The sequence below is a fragment of the Janthinobacterium sp. Ant5-2-1 genome (assembly GCF_001445815.1).
Taxonomy (GTDB): Bacteria; Pseudomonadota; Gammaproteobacteria; order Burkholderiales; family Burkholderiaceae_D; genus Janthinobacterium; species Janthinobacterium lividum_E.
In genome coordinates this window covers 23096-38787 of sequence record NZ_LNCE01000033.1, presented here as the reverse complement: position 1 = coordinate 38787, position 15692 = coordinate 23096, and the positions used below count along the sequence as shown (strand labels likewise).

Annotated in this window: 12 protein-coding genes; 4 read left to right on the top strand and 8 right to left on the bottom strand. The window is 63.6% G+C overall.

What is annotated here, in order from left to right:
• Positions 1-93: 93 nt before the first annotated feature.
• A complete protein-coding gene (locus ASN89_RS11745) occupies positions 94-729 on the top strand; it encodes an SAM-dependent methyltransferase (protein ID WP_046682538.1) in 636 nt (211 codons plus the stop codon).
• A 52-nt stretch (positions 730-781) separates the two neighbouring features.
• On the opposite strand, the gene ASN89_RS11740 is transcribed toward ASN89_RS11745, so the two are convergent.
• Together ASN89_RS11740 and ASN89_RS11735 are read right to left on the bottom strand one after the other, a co-directional pair.
• The gene (locus ASN89_RS11740) at positions 782-2056 is read right to left on the bottom strand and encodes a c-type cytochrome (protein ID WP_058049392.1); all 1275 of its coding nucleotides are present in this window, start codon (positions 2054-2056) and stop codon (positions 782-784) included.
• On the bottom strand, positions 2053-2754 hold the full coding sequence (locus ASN89_RS11735; protein WP_235501953.1) for a c-type cytochrome: 702 nt from the start codon (positions 2752-2754) through the stop codon (positions 2053-2055). The genes ASN89_RS11740 and ASN89_RS11735 overlap by 4 nt, the downstream gene beginning before the upstream one ends.
• 152 nt (positions 2755-2906) lie before the next feature.
• On the opposite strand from ASN89_RS11735, the gene ASN89_RS11730 reads away from it, so the two are divergent.
• Complete coding sequence (locus tag ASN89_RS11730; RefSeq protein WP_046682482.1) at positions 2907-4328, top strand: PLP-dependent aminotransferase family protein; 1422 nt, start codon at positions 2907-2909, stop codon at positions 4326-4328.
• A gap of 90 nt (positions 4329-4418) precedes the next feature.
• On the top strand, positions 4419-4766 hold the full coding sequence (locus ASN89_RS11725) for a DUF4870 domain-containing protein (protein ID WP_046682483.1): 348 nt from the start codon (positions 4419-4421) through the stop codon (positions 4764-4766).
• Positions 4767-4787: 21 nt separating this feature from the next.
• On the opposite strand, the gene ASN89_RS11720 is transcribed toward ASN89_RS11725, so the two are convergent.
• The 3 genes from ASN89_RS11720 to ASN89_RS11710 are packed head-to-tail and all read right to left on the bottom strand — an operon-like array spanning position 4788 to position 6400.
• On the bottom strand, positions 4788-5213 hold the full coding sequence (locus ASN89_RS11720; RefSeq protein WP_058049390.1) for an SMI1/KNR4 family protein: 426 nt from the start codon (positions 5211-5213) through the stop codon (positions 4788-4790).
• A 20-nt stretch (positions 5214-5233) separates the two neighbouring features.
• Positions 5234-5881 carry a 3'-5' exonuclease gene (locus ASN89_RS11715; protein ID WP_058049389.1) on the bottom strand — a complete coding sequence of 216 codons (648 nt, stop codon included), beginning with the start codon at positions 5879-5881 and terminating at the stop codon, positions 5234-5236.
• A gap of 9 nt (positions 5882-5890) precedes the next feature.
• The gene (locus tag ASN89_RS11710; RefSeq protein WP_058049388.1) at positions 5891-6400 is read right to left on the bottom strand and encodes a ProQ/FINO family protein; all 510 of its coding nucleotides are present in this window, start codon (positions 6398-6400) and stop codon (positions 5891-5893) included.
• Positions 6401-6969: 569 nt separating this feature from the next.
• Between ASN89_RS11710 and rpoD the strand changes: the two genes are divergently transcribed.
• The gene (rpoD, locus tag ASN89_RS11705) at positions 6970-9528 is read left to right on the top strand and encodes an RNA polymerase sigma factor RpoD (protein ID WP_058049387.1); all 2559 of its coding nucleotides are present in this window, start codon (positions 6970-6972) and stop codon (positions 9526-9528) included.
• Between the two features lie 57 nt (positions 9529-9585).
• Here the strand turns inward: rpoD and ASN89_RS11700 are convergent, their stop codons facing one another.
• From ASN89_RS11700 to ppc, 3 genes are all read right to left on the bottom strand, one after another.
• The gene (locus ASN89_RS11700; protein ID WP_058049386.1) at positions 9586-10725 is read right to left on the bottom strand and encodes a hypothetical protein; all 1140 of its coding nucleotides are present in this window, start codon (positions 10723-10725) and stop codon (positions 9586-9588) included.
• 55 nt (positions 10726-10780) lie between these two features.
• Positions 10781-12577: a PAS domain S-box protein gene (locus ASN89_RS11695; RefSeq protein WP_058049385.1), complete on the bottom strand. Its 1797-nt coding sequence runs from the start codon at positions 12575-12577 to the stop codon at positions 10781-10783.
• A gap of 175 nt (positions 12578-12752) precedes the next feature.
• Positions 12753-15602 (bottom strand): phosphoenolpyruvate carboxylase, encoded by a 2850-nt coding sequence (ppc, locus tag ASN89_RS11690; RefSeq protein WP_058049384.1) that lies wholly within the window; start codon positions 15600-15602, stop codon positions 12753-12755.
• Positions 15603-15692 lie beyond the last annotated feature (90 nt).

The following is a 15692-nucleotide window of genomic DNA, read 5'->3' as shown; positions in this document are numbered from 1 at the left end:
TGGAATGCAGGAGGCTGCGACAGGATGGCATGAGGTATCATGTCGGTGGGACATACGACGACCGGCACGCGCCGCTCACACTACTGGAATTACATGCTGATCATCACCATCAAACAGGGCAAGGAAAAGAGCTTGCTGGGCCAATCGTGGATTTACGCGTCCGCAATTGAAAAAGTCGAAGGCAAGCCGCAGGAAAAAATGAAGCCTGGCTCGACGGCCATCGTGCAAAGCTCCGCTAAGCAATTTATCGCCCGTGCCGCCTACAATTCGAAGTCGCAGATCCGCGCGCGCATCTGGAGCTTCAAGGAAGACGAACCCGTCGACCACGCGCTGATCAAACGCCGGGTCAAGGCCGCCATCGAGAAGAAACTGCCAGCCATCAAGAAGGCCGGTGAAAACCAGTTGCTGACGCTGATCAAGGGCGAGGACGAGGGCTTGCCCGGCCTGGTGGTGCAGCTGTTCGGCGGCGTGCAAGGCTATCTGATCTGCGAATTCAACGCCGGCGGCGTCGACGCGTGGAAAGTGGCCATCGTGCAATCGCTGATGGCCTCCACCGGCTGCGTCAACGTGTACGAGCGCTGCGACGACCTGATGCGCAAGGGCGAAGGCTTGCCTTTGATCGACGGCGCCCTGGCCGGCGAAGAGCCTCCCGATGAAGTCATGCTGACGGACAATGGCGTGCGCTATGCGCTGGATTTGAAGACGGGGCACAAGAGCAAGTTCCGCTGAGGATTGCTGTGGTTCATGAAAAAGCCGGCGCAAGCCGGCTTTTTCATGTCTCCTATTCCAGCGGCACGCTGCGGTATTTATTGACTTCCAGCGCCGACACGGCCGGCGCATCATTGCCCCACGACGCGCGCAGATACGTGACCACGGCCGCCACTTCCGCGTCATCCATGACGGGGCCGAACGGCGGCATGCCGTAGGGGCGCGGGTTGCCGCGGGTGCCGGGCGCGAAGCCGCCGTTGAGCACGAGGCGGATGGCGTTGACGGCCGACTGCGTCGTCAGCGCGCGGTTGCCGGCCAGCGGCGGATAGCCGGGCGGCACGCCCTTGCCATCGGCCTGGTGGCAGCTCGCGCATTGCGCCTCATACAGTTTCGCGCCCAGCGCCAGTTGCTGCCTCGCTTGCTCCGACGTATCGCGCGGCGCCCGTTGTGCGGGCTGCGCGGGGCCGGGCAGGCTCTTCAGGTAGACGGCCATCGCCTGCACGTCGGCCGTGCTCATGTGCTGCAAGCTTTGCCGCACGACTTCCGCCATGGGGCCGAAGACGGTGGCGCGCGGCGAGACGCCCGTTTGCAGCAATTCCACGATATGCGCCGTGTCCCAGTCGCCAAGGCCCGCTTCCGCATCCGACGTCAGCGAGGGCGCGTACCAGCCCAGCACGGGGATCAGGCCGCCCGACAGGCCGTCGTCGCTGCCGCCCAGGGTCGTGCGGCTGCTATGGCAGGCGCTGCAGTGGCCCAGGCCCTGGACCAGATAGGCGCCGCGGTTCCATTCCATGCTTTTGTTTGTGAGCGGCTGGTACACGCCGGGCTTGAAATACAGGGCGCGCCAGGCGGCCAGCGCGATCTGCTGGTTGTAGGGGAAGCGCAGCGCGTGCGGCGCATTCGCCTGCTTGTGCGGCGGCACGCTCTGGAAATACGCGTACAGGGCGTCGCTGTCTTCACGCTGCACCTTGGTGTAGCTGGTGTAGGGAAAGGCCGGATACAGCAGCCTGCCATCCTTCGACTTGCCGTTGTGGATGGCGCGCCAGAAATCGTCGGCCGTCCAGCTGCCGATGCCCGTTTCCTTGTCGGCCGTGATGTTGGGCGAGAGCACCTTGCCGAACGGCGTCTGCAGGGCCCGGCCACCCGCATACGGCACGCCGCCGCGCGTCGTGTGGCAGGCCATGCAGTCGCCCGCCTTGGCCAGGTAGGCGCCGCGCGCGACCAGCTGTTCCTGGCTCAGGGTGCTGGCCACGGCGGGCGGTCCCAGGTCGTCCGCCGGCCACAGAATGAATTTAGCGCTGCCGCCGGCAATCAGCAGCAAGCCGGCCGCGATCATCCATTTTTTCATGGCGCCACCTGCGCGCTGGAGCCGGGTACGCCGCCGCAATGCAGCGGCAAGGGCAGGGCGATGCTGCTGGCGGGCCGCGCGTCGGCGCTGGCCACCTGCGTGCCCAGCCAGGCCGAGACGGCGCCCACGTCCGCGTCCGACAGGCGCTGCGCCACTTGCGCCATGCAGTCGGGAGCGTGGGCGCGGCGGATGCCGTTCTTCCAGGCGCCCAGCTGGGCATTGATATAGTCGCGCGGCAAGCCCAGCAAGCCGGGGATGGCGGGCGCCACGCCGGCCAGTTGCTGGCCGTGGCAGGCGATACAGGCGGGTATCTTTTTGTCGGCGTCACCGCGCAGCACCAGTTGCTGTCCGCGCGCCAGGGCCGTCGTGCCGGCGCCGCTGGGCTGGGCCGGCGGCGGGGTAGGGTGCTGTGCCGCAAAATACTCGGCGATTTCGCGCAGGTAATCGTCAGGCAAGTGCTCGACCATATAGTTCATCATCGGATACTGGCGCCGGCCCTCGCGAAAGTTCAGCAGCTGGTTGTACAGGTAGCCGGCAGGCTTGCCGGCGATGCGGGGAAAGAAGGCATCGTGCTTTTCCTGTTGCGCATGACAGGCCGTGCACGCCTTGATGCGCTGCTCCAGGCTGTCGTGGCTGGCGGCGATGGCAGCGGGCGCGGCTATGGCCAGCATCAGCACGAGGGGGGAATGCAGTAGCATGGAAAGTCGCATGGGGAAATCACCTGTCTCGTCGGTCTGTGTCGCGTGCCGGTGTTGCTGCCCGGATGTTGTTACCCTAGCATATACCGGGTGCTGTCACTGTGACAGGATCAGTTGTGCCATAAAACCACGGATCAGTTTGAGGAGCAGGGTTGAAACGATATGAAGAGTTGGCGGAAGAAGTCGGCGCCATGATCAGCACGCAGCTGTTGCTGCCAGGCGATAAATTACCGTCCGTGCGCCAGCAGCATGCGCGCAGGGGCGTGAGCCCGTCGACGGTGTTCCAGGCGTATTACTTGCTCGAGGCGCGCGGCATGATCGTCTCGCGTCCCCGCTCCGGCTACTACGTGGCGCCGCAGCGCGCCGCGCTGGCGCCCGAGCCGGACAGTTCGCATCCGCTGGCCGCCAGTACCACGGTCGACGTCAGCGACCTCGTGTTCGAAGTGCTGGGCGCCGTGGGCGCGCGCGATATCGTGCCGTTCGGCTCGGCGTTTCCCAGCCCGCTTCTGTTCCCCATGGAACGGCTGGCGCGGGCCGTGTCGGCCAGCATGCGCCGCCTCGACCCGTGGAGCACCGTCACGGATTTATCCTTGGGCAATGCCGAGCTGCGCCGCCAGATCGCCTTGCGCTACCAGCTCGACGGCGTGCCCGTTTCCAGCGAGGACATCGTCATCACGAATGGCGCGCTGGAAGCGCTGAACCTGTGCCTGCAAGCCGTCACGCGGCCCGGCGACACGGTGCTGATCGAGTCGCCCAGCTTCTATGCGTGTCTGCAGGCGCTGCAGCGGCTGGAACTCAAGGCCGTGGAAATTGCCACCAGCCCGCGCGACGGCGTCGACCTGGCCGCGCTGGAAGAGTTGCTGCAGCGCCACCAGCCCAAGGCGTGCTGGCTGATGACGAGTTTCCAGAATCCGCTGGGGAGCCTGATGCCGCCGGAAAAGAAGCGCGCGCTGGTCGAACTGCTGGCGCGCCATGGCGTGCCGCTGATCGAGGATGACGTGTATGGCGAGCTGTACTTTGGCAAGCAGCGCCCCGGCCTGACGAAAAGCCACGACAGCGCGGGCTTGGTGATGCATTGCAGCTCGTTTTCCAAGACCCTGGCGCCCGGCTTTCGCCTGGGCTGGGCCGTGGCGGGCCGTTATGCGCGCCAGGTCGAGCGCCTGAAGCTGACGACCAGCCTGTCGGCACCGATACCGCTGCAGATGGCGCTGGCCGATTACCTGGCGCAGGGCGGCTACGACCGCCATTTGCGCCAGCTGCGGCTGACCCTGGCGGCGCAGCAAAACACCATGCTGCAAGCCATCGCCGTGCATTTTCCGCCCGGCACGCGGGTAACGCGGCCGCAGGGCGGTTATTTCGTCTGGGTGGAGATGCCTGCCGGTATCGATGCGCTGGCCTTGCACCGCAGCGCGCTGGCGGCCGGCATCAGCATCGCACCCGGCCCCATCTTTTCCGCCACGCGCGCGTTTCGCCACTGCATCCGCCTCAATTACGGCCACCCGTGGAGTCTGCAACTGGAAGAGGCGATTGCCACGCTGGGGCGGCTGGCGCAGGCGGCAACAAGCGGTACATGAAAAAAAGTCCCTTGCGGTAGCACATGTTTCATTCCAAAAAGAAATATTGCTGTTATATTGAAGTATCTATAACTAATGATGGGAATGATAATGGATAACACGCAGCCGGAAGTGGGTCGTACGCAAGATACGACGATCGCCATCCTGTCCCACGTTGGCGGCCTGTTCACCAGCTGGGTGGCGCCGCTGATCATTTACTTGATCAAGAAAGATGACGCGGATAAATTCTCGGCCGAGAACGCCCGCGAAGCGCTCAATTTCCAGATCACCCTGATCATCTGGTATTTCGTCTGCTTCATTCTGTCGTTCGTGCTGATCGGCCTGTTCCTGTTCTGGATCGTGGCGCTGGCCAACCTGGTGTGCTCGATCGTGGCGGCCGTCAAGGCCAGCAATGGCATCACTTACCGCTATCCGCTGACTTTGCGCCTCGTCAAATAAGGCTGCGCCGGTCGCCGGGTTTCAGCCCGGGCGGCCGGGTAGTATGAGGAATGAAGCAAAGTCGGGCGTCACCGCGCTGGTGACGCCTGTTTCATGCGACCACAGCACGACCACCGGCTCGCCCGATGGCCCCGCGTGCGCATAGTCAAAACAATAGTAATCGCCCGTACCGAACTGGGCGAAGGGCAGCAGGCTGGCGGCATCGTTGCCGCCATCTACGTTTTCCAGCCATTCCTGCCAGCCCGTGTTGTAGTGGCGCTCGATTGATTCCCACGTCTTGCGCGCATTGGCCGCGTCGTACACGGGAAATACGTTCAAGGCGCCCAGCGCGCGGCCATTGTTCTCCAATAACCATTGCACATAGGACGCGGGCAGCGCTCGCCCCAGCGCCTGTTCGGCGGCGGCGATTGCGTCAAGCGTGGTGCCGATGGACTTGCTCTTGCTCATGTTGCGGGAGGGCGCCGGTTTCAGGCGGGTGCGGGCGGCGGGGCAGGCGGCGTGCTGGCGCGCGGGGCTTTTTGCGGCGTGACTTTGCCGCCTTCGGCGATCCAGCGGCGGTACACGCGCAGGGCCACTTGGGCATCGTCGGCCGCGTACAGTATCTGCTTTTCCGTCAGGCGCGAGGTGGCCCAGTTGGTGGTCGAGATCTTTTTCGATTTCTGCAGGTGCAGGCCGAAGAACTTGGCCACGGCCGTCTTCGCGCCCAGGTCGTTGCGCTGGCCGCCGCGCAGGGCGACGGACAGGTCGAGGACCTGGGCCGGCGCGATGCCCAGCTTGTTGCGCAGGCGCTTGACGTCGTCGGACAGGCCGAAGCCCACCTTCAGGGTGGTGGTCGATTCGAGGATGGCTTTGAGTTCGGCCAGGGCCGGCGCCGGCGTGCTGCCCACCTGGAACAGGTAGGCGATGTCGTCGGTGGCCAGCTGGATCAAATGCGGTCCCGTGGAAGACTCGCCCTTGACGAACGTCGGCTTCGATTCCGTATCGAAGCCGATGGCGTCCGCTGCCAGCAGGGCGGCCATGGCCGCTTTTGCATCGTCGCTGGTGCGTACCAGCTTGACGTGCTCGAGGGCGATGCCTTGATACGGGGGCAGTGGCGGTGCGGCAGCTGTGTCCATGAAACCGGATCAGCCTTTGCGCGAGAATTTCGCGGTCAGCTGATTCAGTTTTTCCAGGCGCAAGCGGTTCGCTTCTTCGGCGGCGGCCGCGTCGCGCTCGGCTTTCTTGCGCTCGGCTTCCTTCTTGAAGCGCTGCTGCAATACTTGCGTGGCATGGTCGCGGTGGGTTTGCGTCACTTCCGCGCCGGCTGTGCCGTCGAGGTCGTAGCGTACCTTGGCTTTTTCCATCACGCGCAGGTAGCGCAGCGAACCCGTGTGGATGCCCAGCGCCGTGCGCATCAGCTTGCGGTCCAGGTCCGGCAGGCGCGCCAGGATCTGCTTGTCGATACCGATCGACAAGGGCAGGCAATCGCGGAATGGCGGGAATTGCTCCTGGAACTGCTTCAGCAGCGCGCGCGCGGTCAGGCCGGCAGGCGCCGGCGTGGTCGCTGCGGCCGGTGCCGCCGCTGGGGCTGCATCGACTGGCGTGTCAGGAGTTGGGGCTTGCTGGTCTGGCGTGGAGCTGGTCATCGACATCATTGGTTGGGCTATAAAAGGGGAGCATAGCACGCGCCACAGGCAAGTGCATTGTCTTTTTTGGCAACTTGACCTGCGATAAGCGGCTTCGCACTACAGCGGACGCAGCGCGAAATACGGGAAATGTGTATAATGTCGGCTTGCGCTGATGACTGGACCCCGTTTTTGACGGTCTGGCTCAGGTGTGCAGGGGATAGGAGCAGTGCGGTACAAGACCCCAATTATTAGTATTTTTGATATCGGATATTCCTCTTATCAATTATCCAGATAACTGGCCTTCGTGCATAATCTTGCTCTCCGCTGTGTCTTCACTGAACAACAATAGATTCAAGCCCGTTCTGGTACGGGCTTTTTTTCATTCCGCAATGTACATCGCTTATTTATCTGACCCGGCTTCGGCCCCGCCGCTCCGCATGACGGATGCGCGGGCTTTGAACGTCCCGATAGACAGGCGCCGCTGCCGTTAACACGGCAGCCGCAACAATACGCTCCATCGAGTCCGGTTTCGCAGGCTTAGGTGGAATCATTCACTTCGCGCCGACACCATCTGGTCTCGCATTAAGAGATATCTCATGAAGAATACGCCAAAAACTTTAACGTTGTCCGCCAAGGCGCCACGCCCAGCCGCGGCACCACTTGCCGTACCCAAAACGACTTTATCTTACTTCATCGATAATGCGCAAGCGAATCCGGAAGCCACCGTCACGACGGCGCCCACCGTCGTCACCGTGGTGAAGAAAAGCCGCTCGCGCCTGGCCGCCGTGCCACCAGCCGATGCGGCTGCGGAAGCGGCCGTCAGCGCGCCGGCCGCCGAGGCCGTTGCCGACGTGACCGAGGCCGCTGAAGCCGCGCCGGCCAAGACGCCAAGCGTGAAGATCGCCCCTGGCGCCAAGGCTCCGGCCGCGCCGCGCAAGGTCAGCGAAAGCGCCGCCACGAATAAGGTGGTGACGGCGGCCCGTTCGAAAGTCGTGCGCGCCAAGCCTGAAGCGGCGCCCGTGACCATCATCACCGGCGCGCAAGTGGTCAGCAAGACCACGGACGCCGATGCCCTGGCCGCCATCGACACGTCGAATTACTTCCTGCCAACCGTCAAGGTACCGGGCCGCCGTGGCCGCAAGCCAAGCGAATTCACGCCGGAAAACGATGAAGTGGCAGCACTGAACGCCGTCGAACGCGCCGAACTGAAGGCTGTGTCGAAAGCGCGCGACCGCAAGGCCAAGGGCGGCCTGGCCGATGCACTGGGCGATCCGGAAGCATCGGCAGCGGACCTGGAACGCCGCCGCAAGCAGATCACGGGCTTGATCAACATGGGCAAGGAACGCGGTTTCCTCACCTATGCCGAGATCAATGACCAATTGCCGGAAAACATCATCGATCCGGAAGCGATCGAAGGCATCATCGCCACCTTCAACGACATGGGTATCGCCGTCTACGAGCGCGCCCCTGACGCGGAAAGCCTGTTGTTGACTGACAACGTCGCCACCGTCACCAGCGACGATGAAGTGGAAGCGGCCGCCGCGACCGCCTTGTCGACCGTCGACTCCGACTTCGGCCGCACCACGGACCCCGTGCGAATGTACATGCGTGAAATGGGCGCCGTGGCGCTGCTGACGCGCGAAGGCGAGATCGAGATCGCCAAGCGCATCGAAGGCGGCCTGAAAGACATGATCCAGGCCATTTCCGCTTGCCCGACCACGATCGGCGAAATCGTTGCGCTGTCGCAAAAAATCGCGCGCGACGAAATCAAGGTCGATGAAGTGGTCGACGGCTTCGTCGATTTGAACGAAAGCAATGCCCCGGCGCCAGCCGCTGTCGCCGCGCCTGCCGCCGCCAGCGGTGACGACGAGGAAGAGGAAGAAGAAGCCGAAGAAGAGGACGGCGACGCCAATGGCGGCGCGGCCGGTTTCTCCAGCGAGCAATTGGCCCAGCTGAAAAAGAATGCGTTGGAGAAATTCAACGTCATTTCGACGCAGTACGACAAGATGCGCAAGGCGCCAGAGGGTTACAACTCGAAAGCCTACATCAAGGCGCAGGAAGCCATTTCGCAGGAATTGCTGGGCATCCGCTTCACGGCCAAGGTCGTGGAAAAGCTGTGCGACACCCTGCGCGGCCAGATGGAAGAAGTGCGCCACATCGAGCGCGCCGTGCTGGAACTGTGCGTGAACAAATGCGGCATGCCGCGCGCCCACTTCATCAAGGTGTTCCCGGGCAATGAATGCGACCTGGAATGGGTCGACCGCGAAGTTGATTGCAAGTATCCGTACAGCGCCATCCTCAGCCGCAACGTGCCTGCCGTCAAGGAACTGCAAAAGAAGATGATCGACCTGCAAGCCCGCGTGGCCCTGCCGCTGGCTGACTTGCGCAAGATCAACAAGCAGATGGCTGCCGGCGAAAAGCGTGCCCGTCACGCGAAACGCGAAATGACGGTCGCCAACTTGCGTCTGGTCATTTCGATCGCCAAGAAATACATCAACCGCGGCTTGCAATTCCTCGATCTGATCCAGGAAGGCAACATCGGCTTGCTGAAGGCCGTCGACAAATTCGAATACCGCCGCGGCTACAAGTTCTCGACCTACGCCACCTGGTGGATCCGCCAGGCCATCACGCGTTCGATCGCCGACATGGCCCGCACCATCCGCGTGCCGGTGCACATGATCGAAACGATCAACAAGATGAACCGCATCTCGCGCCAGATCATGCAGGAAACGGGCAGCGAGCCGGACCTGGCGACCCTGGCCGTCAAGATGGAAATGCCGGAAAACAAGGTGCGCGAAATCATGAAGATCGCGAAAGAGCCGATTTCCATGGAAACGCCGATGGGCGAAGATGGCGATTCGCAACTGGGCGACTTCATCGAAGACAACACGACCCTGGCGCCGCTGGATGCCGCGCTGCACGCATCGATGCGCAACGTGATCAAGGAAGTGCTCGATTCCCTGACGCCGCGCGAAGCGAAAGTGCTGCGCATGCGTTACGGCGTGGAAATGTCGAACGACCACACCTTGGAAGAAGTGGGCAAGCAGTTCGACGTGACGCGCGAGCGTATCCGCCAAATCGAAGCGAAAGCCATGAGCAAGCTGCGCCAGCCTTCGCGTTCGGACAAGCTGAAAACGTTCTTGACGCAAAACTAAGTGGTCACAAAAAAAGAGGCGCAAGCCTCTTTTTTTTCGTCCATCCCCAGCGTTGGCTTACATGAAATACGTGCGCTGGCCTTGCAGACCGGTGCGGAAGTGGCGCCGCGCGCGGTACAGCGCCGCGCCGCAGGCGGCGACGATAACGGTCATGAAGAACCAGTCGAGCGGGTTGCGGCGCGGGGGTGCCGGCGACGCTTGCGACGGCACGGCGAAGGCCTGGAATTTATGCCCCGTGTAGACGGCGCCCACCACCAGCCCGGCGTCCGTGATCTTGTTGGTCAGGTACAGGCCGTCGTCGCGGCGGCGCACCGTCATCACGCCTTCCTTGTAGACAAAGGTCATCGGTTCATAGCCGTTGATGTTGACGCTGCCGACGACGTGTCCGGCAGCGTTGACCGCCGTGGCGTAGCTGTCGCCCTGGCCGATCATGGCGCCCAGGTCGAGCATGCGCTTGCCGTCCCAGGCAAACGCGTGCCAGCGGCGCTTTTCCGTTTCCGAGGCGCCCACGATCAAGCCCGCGTCATTGATGGCGGTGGCTGAGCTGATGCGTCCGCCGGGCAGGGTGCCGATTTCCTGCATGCCCGTGCCGGGGCGGTAGACGAAGGCGCGGCGGTAGCCGTCGCCGCGCTGGGCCGTGCCCACCACCACGCCATGGCTGTTCAGGCCGCTGGCATAGCTGCTGGCGCCGCCCAGGGTGCCCAGGTCTTGCAGGCTGTGGTCGGCTTGCGTCACAAAGGCGTGGAAATCGCCGCCGCTCGTATCGGCATAGCCGGCCACCTGGCCGCCGCGCGCGATGGCCGTGGCATAGCTGCTGGTGCCGCCCAGGGTGCCCAGGTCGCGCATGCCGCCCGCCGCGTCGTAGCGGAAGGCGTGCCAGGCGCCGCTGGCCGTCTGCGCCGAACCGACCACCACGCCGTGGGTATTGATGGCCTTGGTAAAACCTTCATCGCCGCCCAGGGTGCCCAGCTCGCGGATACGGCCATTCTGGTAGGTCACGGCGCGGCGCCGTCCTTCCTCTTCCATGATGATGCCGGCCACCAGGCCGGCCGGGTTCAGGTCGGACGCGATGCTGCCGTTGCCATCTCTTTCACCAAAGCCCCGTTCGGCATAGATGGTGGCGCTGGCGGTGGAGACGGCGGCCAGCAGGCACAGGCCGAGCAGTGGAGCGGGGAAGCGGGAGAACCGTGGCAGCATGATAGTTTCCTCAAAGAAAAAACTTAATATACTTTTTTATGTTCAAAATTGATACTTAATTTGCTACTTTTTTTACTAATATTTGTATTTCGTCATTCTCGGCCGGCGCGCCTTTCCTGGGTTGCGGCAAGTGGATGGCCAGCACCGTGCCCTGGCCGGCCTGGCTGTCGATGCGCAGTTCGCCGCCCAGCGCGTGGACACGTTCGCGTATGCTTTTCAGGCCGAACGCGGCCCGCTTGCCGTGGTCGCCCGGCTGCATGCCGATACCGTTGTCGCTGATGCGCAGCACGATGGCGTCCGTATCCTGCGCCAGCGCCACTTCCACTTCGCTGGCCTGGGCGTGGCGCACGATGTTCGACAGCGATTCCTGCAGCACGCGGAAGATGGCCGACGTCTGGCGCTGGTCCAGGCCCAGGTCGGGCGCCTCGCTGTCGAGCGAGAGCCGGTAGCGGATGGCGCCGCGGCCCTCCATCTGGCGGATCAGCCATTCTGCCGCGGGGCCCAGTCCTAGCTCGAGGGTACTGGGATGCAAGTCATTGATGATGGTGCGCACCGAGCGGATGGTGGCATCGATGGTGTCGAGCACGCGCTGCGCGTGGCGGTGCAGGCGCAGGTGGGCCTTGGCCGTGCGCGCGTGCAGCAGCGACACATCGATGCGCAGCACCATCAGGTTCTGGCCCAGGTCGTCATGAATGTCGAGCGCGATGCGCCGCCGCTCCTCTTCCTTGATGGTTTGCTGGTGGTCGGTCAGTTCGCGCAGCTGGGCCAGGGTGCGCTCCAGGTTTTCCTCGTTGCGCTTGCTGTCGGTGATGTCGATGGCCATGGCGATGATCATCTGCGGCCGGCCGTCGGCGTCAAACACGGGTTTCTTGTGCGTCTGCACCAGGCGGTTTTCCTGCAACTGCGCGTTCCATACCAATTCTTCGCGGATCACCACCTTGCGGCTGGCAAACGCTTCCTGGTCCGCCGCGTGGAAGCCCATGTTCTGTTCCTTTGGGAAATGCTGCAGGTCGCGTCCCTCGGCGATGTCCTGCTGGCGCACGCCCCATTGCTGTTCGCAGGCCTGGTTCATCAGCACGATGCGCGAATCGGCATCCTTGAGGAACAGCGACAGGGGCATCATGGAAATGATGTCCTGCAGCCGCTCTTCACTGCGCGCCAGGGCTGCTTCCGTTTGCGCGCGCATGGCGATTTCCGCGGACAGCTGGATATTCACGTCGAGCAGCTGGGCCGTGCGCAGGGCCACGCGGTTTTCAAGCTCCGCATGGGCCACGCTCAATGCGTGTTCGGCCCGCTTTTGTTCCGTGATGTCGCTGGCCAGCACGAGCGCGCCCGTCAGGGTACCCAGCTGGTCGTACAGGCAGCGGCCGCTGATCATGGCCCAGCGTTCCGAGCCGTCGCCGTGCCGGTATTGCAGCTCGCCCATGCAGCTGCGCTCCTGCTCGCGCATCAGCGGGCACAGGCGCAGCAAGGTCGCTTCGTCGTGAAATTCGCTCATCTTGTGGCCCAGCAGCTTTTCCGCCGGGATACCCAGCATGTCGCACAGGCGCTGGTTGATATGCAATATCGTGCCTTGCGCGTCCGTTTGCCACATGCCGTCCTGCGCCGTCTCGCTCAGGTCGCGGTAGCGCATGACGCTGGCGTCGAGCTGCAGTCGCGTGTTGGCCACGTGGGCGCGCAGCTTGCGCATCAGCCACATGGCTGTGCTGGCGGACGTCGCCAGCAGCAGCGACAGCCAGACATGTTCCCAGAAGTCGAGCTCCTGCCAGGCCGCGCCCGCCAGCCAGCCCAGCATGATCAGGATGAGGGCGGCACATGCCGCACTCAGCGTTTCAATCGACCATTTGCTCATCCGCGTTCCTGGCGTCATGGTTGGCCGCTGCCGTGCGCCTGGCGCCGGAGAGGGGGAGTGTCAGCCGCCAGTGTAATACCAAATGTTGTTTTCTTGAGAATATTTTTCCATTGGGAAAGCAAAAGGCCGGCCCTTGCGGTGCCGGCCCCTGCCTGCCGATGGCAGTTTGACGTGATCAGCCCGTGTTGCGCAGGCCTGCCGCGACGCCGTTGATCGACAGCTGGATACCGCGGTGCACCCGTTCATCCACTTTACTGGCACTGGACAGCGCGCGGTTGCGCTTGATCAATTCCACCTGCAAATGGTTCAGCGGGTCGAGATAGGCGAAGCGGTTCTGGATCGAGCGGGCCAGCAGCGGATTGCCCGCCAGGCGTTCGGTATTGCCGGTGATCAGCTCCAGGCAGCGCAAGGTGTTGCCATGCTCGTCCGTGATGCGCTTGTAGATGCGTTCGCGCAAGTCCTGGTCCGCCACCAGTTCCGCATAGCGCGAGGCAATCGCCAGGTCCGTCTTGGCCAGCACCATGTCCATGTTCGACAGCAGGGTGGCAAAGAATGGCCATTCGGCATGCATGGCGCGCAGGGTGGCGATCTTGTCGTCCTTCGCGGCGCCGTCGGCCTGGTTGATCCAGGCCTCGATGGCGCTGCCGAAGCCGAACCAGCCCGGCAGCAGCAAGCGGCACTGGCCCCAGGAAAAGCCCCAGGGAATGGCGCGCAAGTCTTCGATGCGCTGGTTGGCCTTGCGCGAGGCGGGACGGGAACCGAGGTTCAGTTCGGCGATTTCCGCAATCGGCGTGGCCGAGAAGAAATACTCCGTAAAGCCCGGCGTTTCATACACGAGGTGGCGGTAGGCGTGATAGGCGAGGTCCGACAGTTCCGCCATCACGGCTTCGAACTGTGCCAGCTGGCTGTTGCGGGCCGGATTGGCTTCCTGCGGCGCCAGGCTCGCTTCCAGGGTGGCGGCGACCAGCAATTCCAGGTTGCGCCGGCCGATTTCCGCGTTGGAAAACTTCGACGCGATGATCTCGCCCTGTTCCGTCAAACGGATCTGGCCGTTGACGGTGCCCGGCGGCTGGGCCAGGATGGCTTCGTAGCTGGGTCCGCCGCCACGGCCCACCGTGCCGCCGCGGCCGTGGAACAGGCGCAGCTTGACGCCGGCCTTGCGGAAATCGGACACGAGCGCCAGTTCCGCCTTGTACAGTTCCCAGTTCGACGTAAGGAAACCGCCATCCTTGTTCGAGTCGGAATAGCCGAGCATGACCTCCTGCAACTGCCCCTGCTTGGCGATCAGCTGTTTGACCAGTGGCAAGGCCATGACCTGGCTCATGATGCCGGCCGCGCGCTGCAGGTCAGGGATCGTCTCGAACAGGGGGATGACCATCAGTTCGCACGTGCTGTCGCCGTCGCCTCCGGTTTTCCAGTCGGTGCGCAGCAAGCCCGTTTCCTTTTGCAGCAGCAATACTTCCAGCAGGTCGGACACGGTTTCCGTGTGCGAAATGATGTAGTTGCGAATGGCCCGCGCGCCATAGCGCTGGCGGATGTCGCGCGCCGCGCGCAAAATCGCCAGCTCGGAATCCGTTTCCGTGGCGTAGGCGATGTAGGGCGAATACAGCAAACGCGGCTGGGCAAGTTCGTTCAGCAGCAGCGCCTGCTTGTCTTCCTCGGACAGGGCCGTGTAATCGGCGGCCACGCCGCTTTTCGCGAACAGGTCGGCCAGCACGCGCTCGTGCACGTCCGAGGTCTGGCGCATGTCGAGCGATGCCAGGTGAAAGCCGAAGATGTCTGCCGCGCGCGCCAGGGTGGCCAGGCGGGGGCGCACGAGGGCCGCGCCGTGGTGCGATTCGAGCGAGGCGACGATGGTGCGCAGGTCGGCGACAAAGGCGGCCGCGTCAGGATAGGCCGCGGCCGCGCCCACTTCCTTGCGCAGGATGTTGGTGGCGCCCAGGGCGCGGGCCGTGGCGGCCAGGCGCGCATAGATGCCGATCAGGGCGCGGCGGTACGGCTCGTCGCTGCGGTGCGGCGAGGCGTCCGGCGACTGGTCGGCCAGCGCCTGCAGTTCGGCGCTGACGCCCACCATCAGGGTCGAGACGGACAATTCCGCGCCCAGCGCGTGCACTTCGTCGAGGTAAAAGTCGAGGATGGTGGTGGCGTGGCGCGCCAGCGCGTGCTGCATGGTGCCCGCGTTGACGTTCGGGTTGCCGTCGCGGTCGCCGCCGATCCAGCTGCCCATCTGCACGTAGGCGGCGTTGATCGGCTCGATGGTGCCGTCGCCGTTCGGATACTCGGCGGCGATGTCTTCCTCGATGTCGTCATACAGGCCCGGCAGTTCGCGCAGGAAGGTGATGCGGTAGTAGGACAGGGCGTTTTCGATCTCGTCGGCCACCGTCAGCTTCGAATAGCGCAGCATGCGCGTCTGCCACAGGGTGGCCACGCGCGAGCGCAGCAGCTGCATGTTGGCTTGCCGCTCTTTCGGCGTCTGCGGCAGGTCGCGCTCGGCCAGCAGACGGGCGATGTCGTGCTCGGCATCGAGGATGCTCTTGCGCTGCACTTCCGTCGGGTGGGCCGTCAGCACGGGCGCGATCAGGGCGTCCTGGAAGAAGGTGTCGACGGTCTTGCGCGGCACGCCGGCCATGCGCAGTTTTTTCAGCGCGAAGCTGACGCTGCCCTTTTGCGCAGGGGAACCTGCCAGCAGGTGGGCGCGGCGGCGGCGGATGTGGTGCTGGTCTTCCGCGATGTTGGCCAGGTGCGAAAAGTAGGAAAAGGCGCGCACGACGGAAATCGTCTGTTCGCGGCTCAGTTCCTTGAGCATGGCGTCCAGTTCCAGGGCCGCGTCCGCGTCCGCTTCGCGGCGGAAGCGCACGGACGTCTGGCGTATGGTTTCCACCACATTGAAGACGGCGTCGCCTTCCTGTTCCCGCAGCACGTCGCCCAGCAGGCGGCCCAGCAGGCGGATGTCTTCTTTCAGCGGCGCATCCTTGTCGGAGCCGGCCGCTGGAACTATTTCTGGTGCTACTGCGTCATTGAGCATAATAAAGAACCAAAGTAAGTGTAAAAGCAAGGGAATGTGGATCGCACCGGGCGTTTGGCCGCAGAGGGGAGGGGGCGCATGATAAAATTT

Coding starts and splice junctions, on each gene's coding strand:
- ASN89_RS11745 (WP_046682538.1), top strand. CDS start 94: ATGCTGATCATCACCATCAAACAGGGCAAGGAAAAGAGCTTGCTGGGC.
- ASN89_RS11740 (WP_058049392.1), bottom strand. CDS start 2,056: ATGAAAAAATGGATGATCGCGGCCGGCTTGCTGCTGATTGCCGGCGGC.
- ASN89_RS11735 (WP_235501953.1), bottom strand. CDS start 2,754: ATGCTACTGCATTCCCCCCTCGTGCTGATGCTGGCCATAGCCGCGCCC.
- ASN89_RS11725 (WP_046682483.1), top strand. CDS start 4,419: ATGGATAACACGCAGCCGGAAGTGGGTCGTACGCAAGATACGACGATC.
- ASN89_RS11720 (WP_058049390.1), bottom strand. CDS start 5,213: ATGAGCAAGAGCAAGTCCATCGGCACCACGCTTGACGCAATCGCCGCC.
- ASN89_RS11715 (WP_058049389.1), bottom strand. CDS start 5,881: ATGGACACAGCTGCCGCACCGCCACTGCCCCCGTATCAAGGCATCGCC.
- ASN89_RS11710 (WP_058049388.1), bottom strand. CDS start 6,400: ATGATGTCGATGACCAGCTCCACGCCAGACCAGCAAGCCCCAACTCCT.
- rpoD (WP_058049387.1), top strand. CDS start 6,970: ATGAAGAATACGCCAAAAACTTTAACGTTGTCCGCCAAGGCGCCACGC.
- ASN89_RS11700 (WP_058049386.1), bottom strand. CDS start 10,725: ATGCTGCCACGGTTCTCCCGCTTCCCCGCTCCACTGCTCGGCCTGTGC.
- ASN89_RS11695 (WP_058049385.1), bottom strand. CDS start 12,577: ATGAGCAAATGGTCGATTGAAACGCTGAGTGCGGCATGTGCCGCCCTC.
- ppc (WP_058049384.1), bottom strand. CDS start 15,602: ATGCTCAATGACGCAGTAGCACCAGAAATAGTTCCAGCGGCCGGCTCC.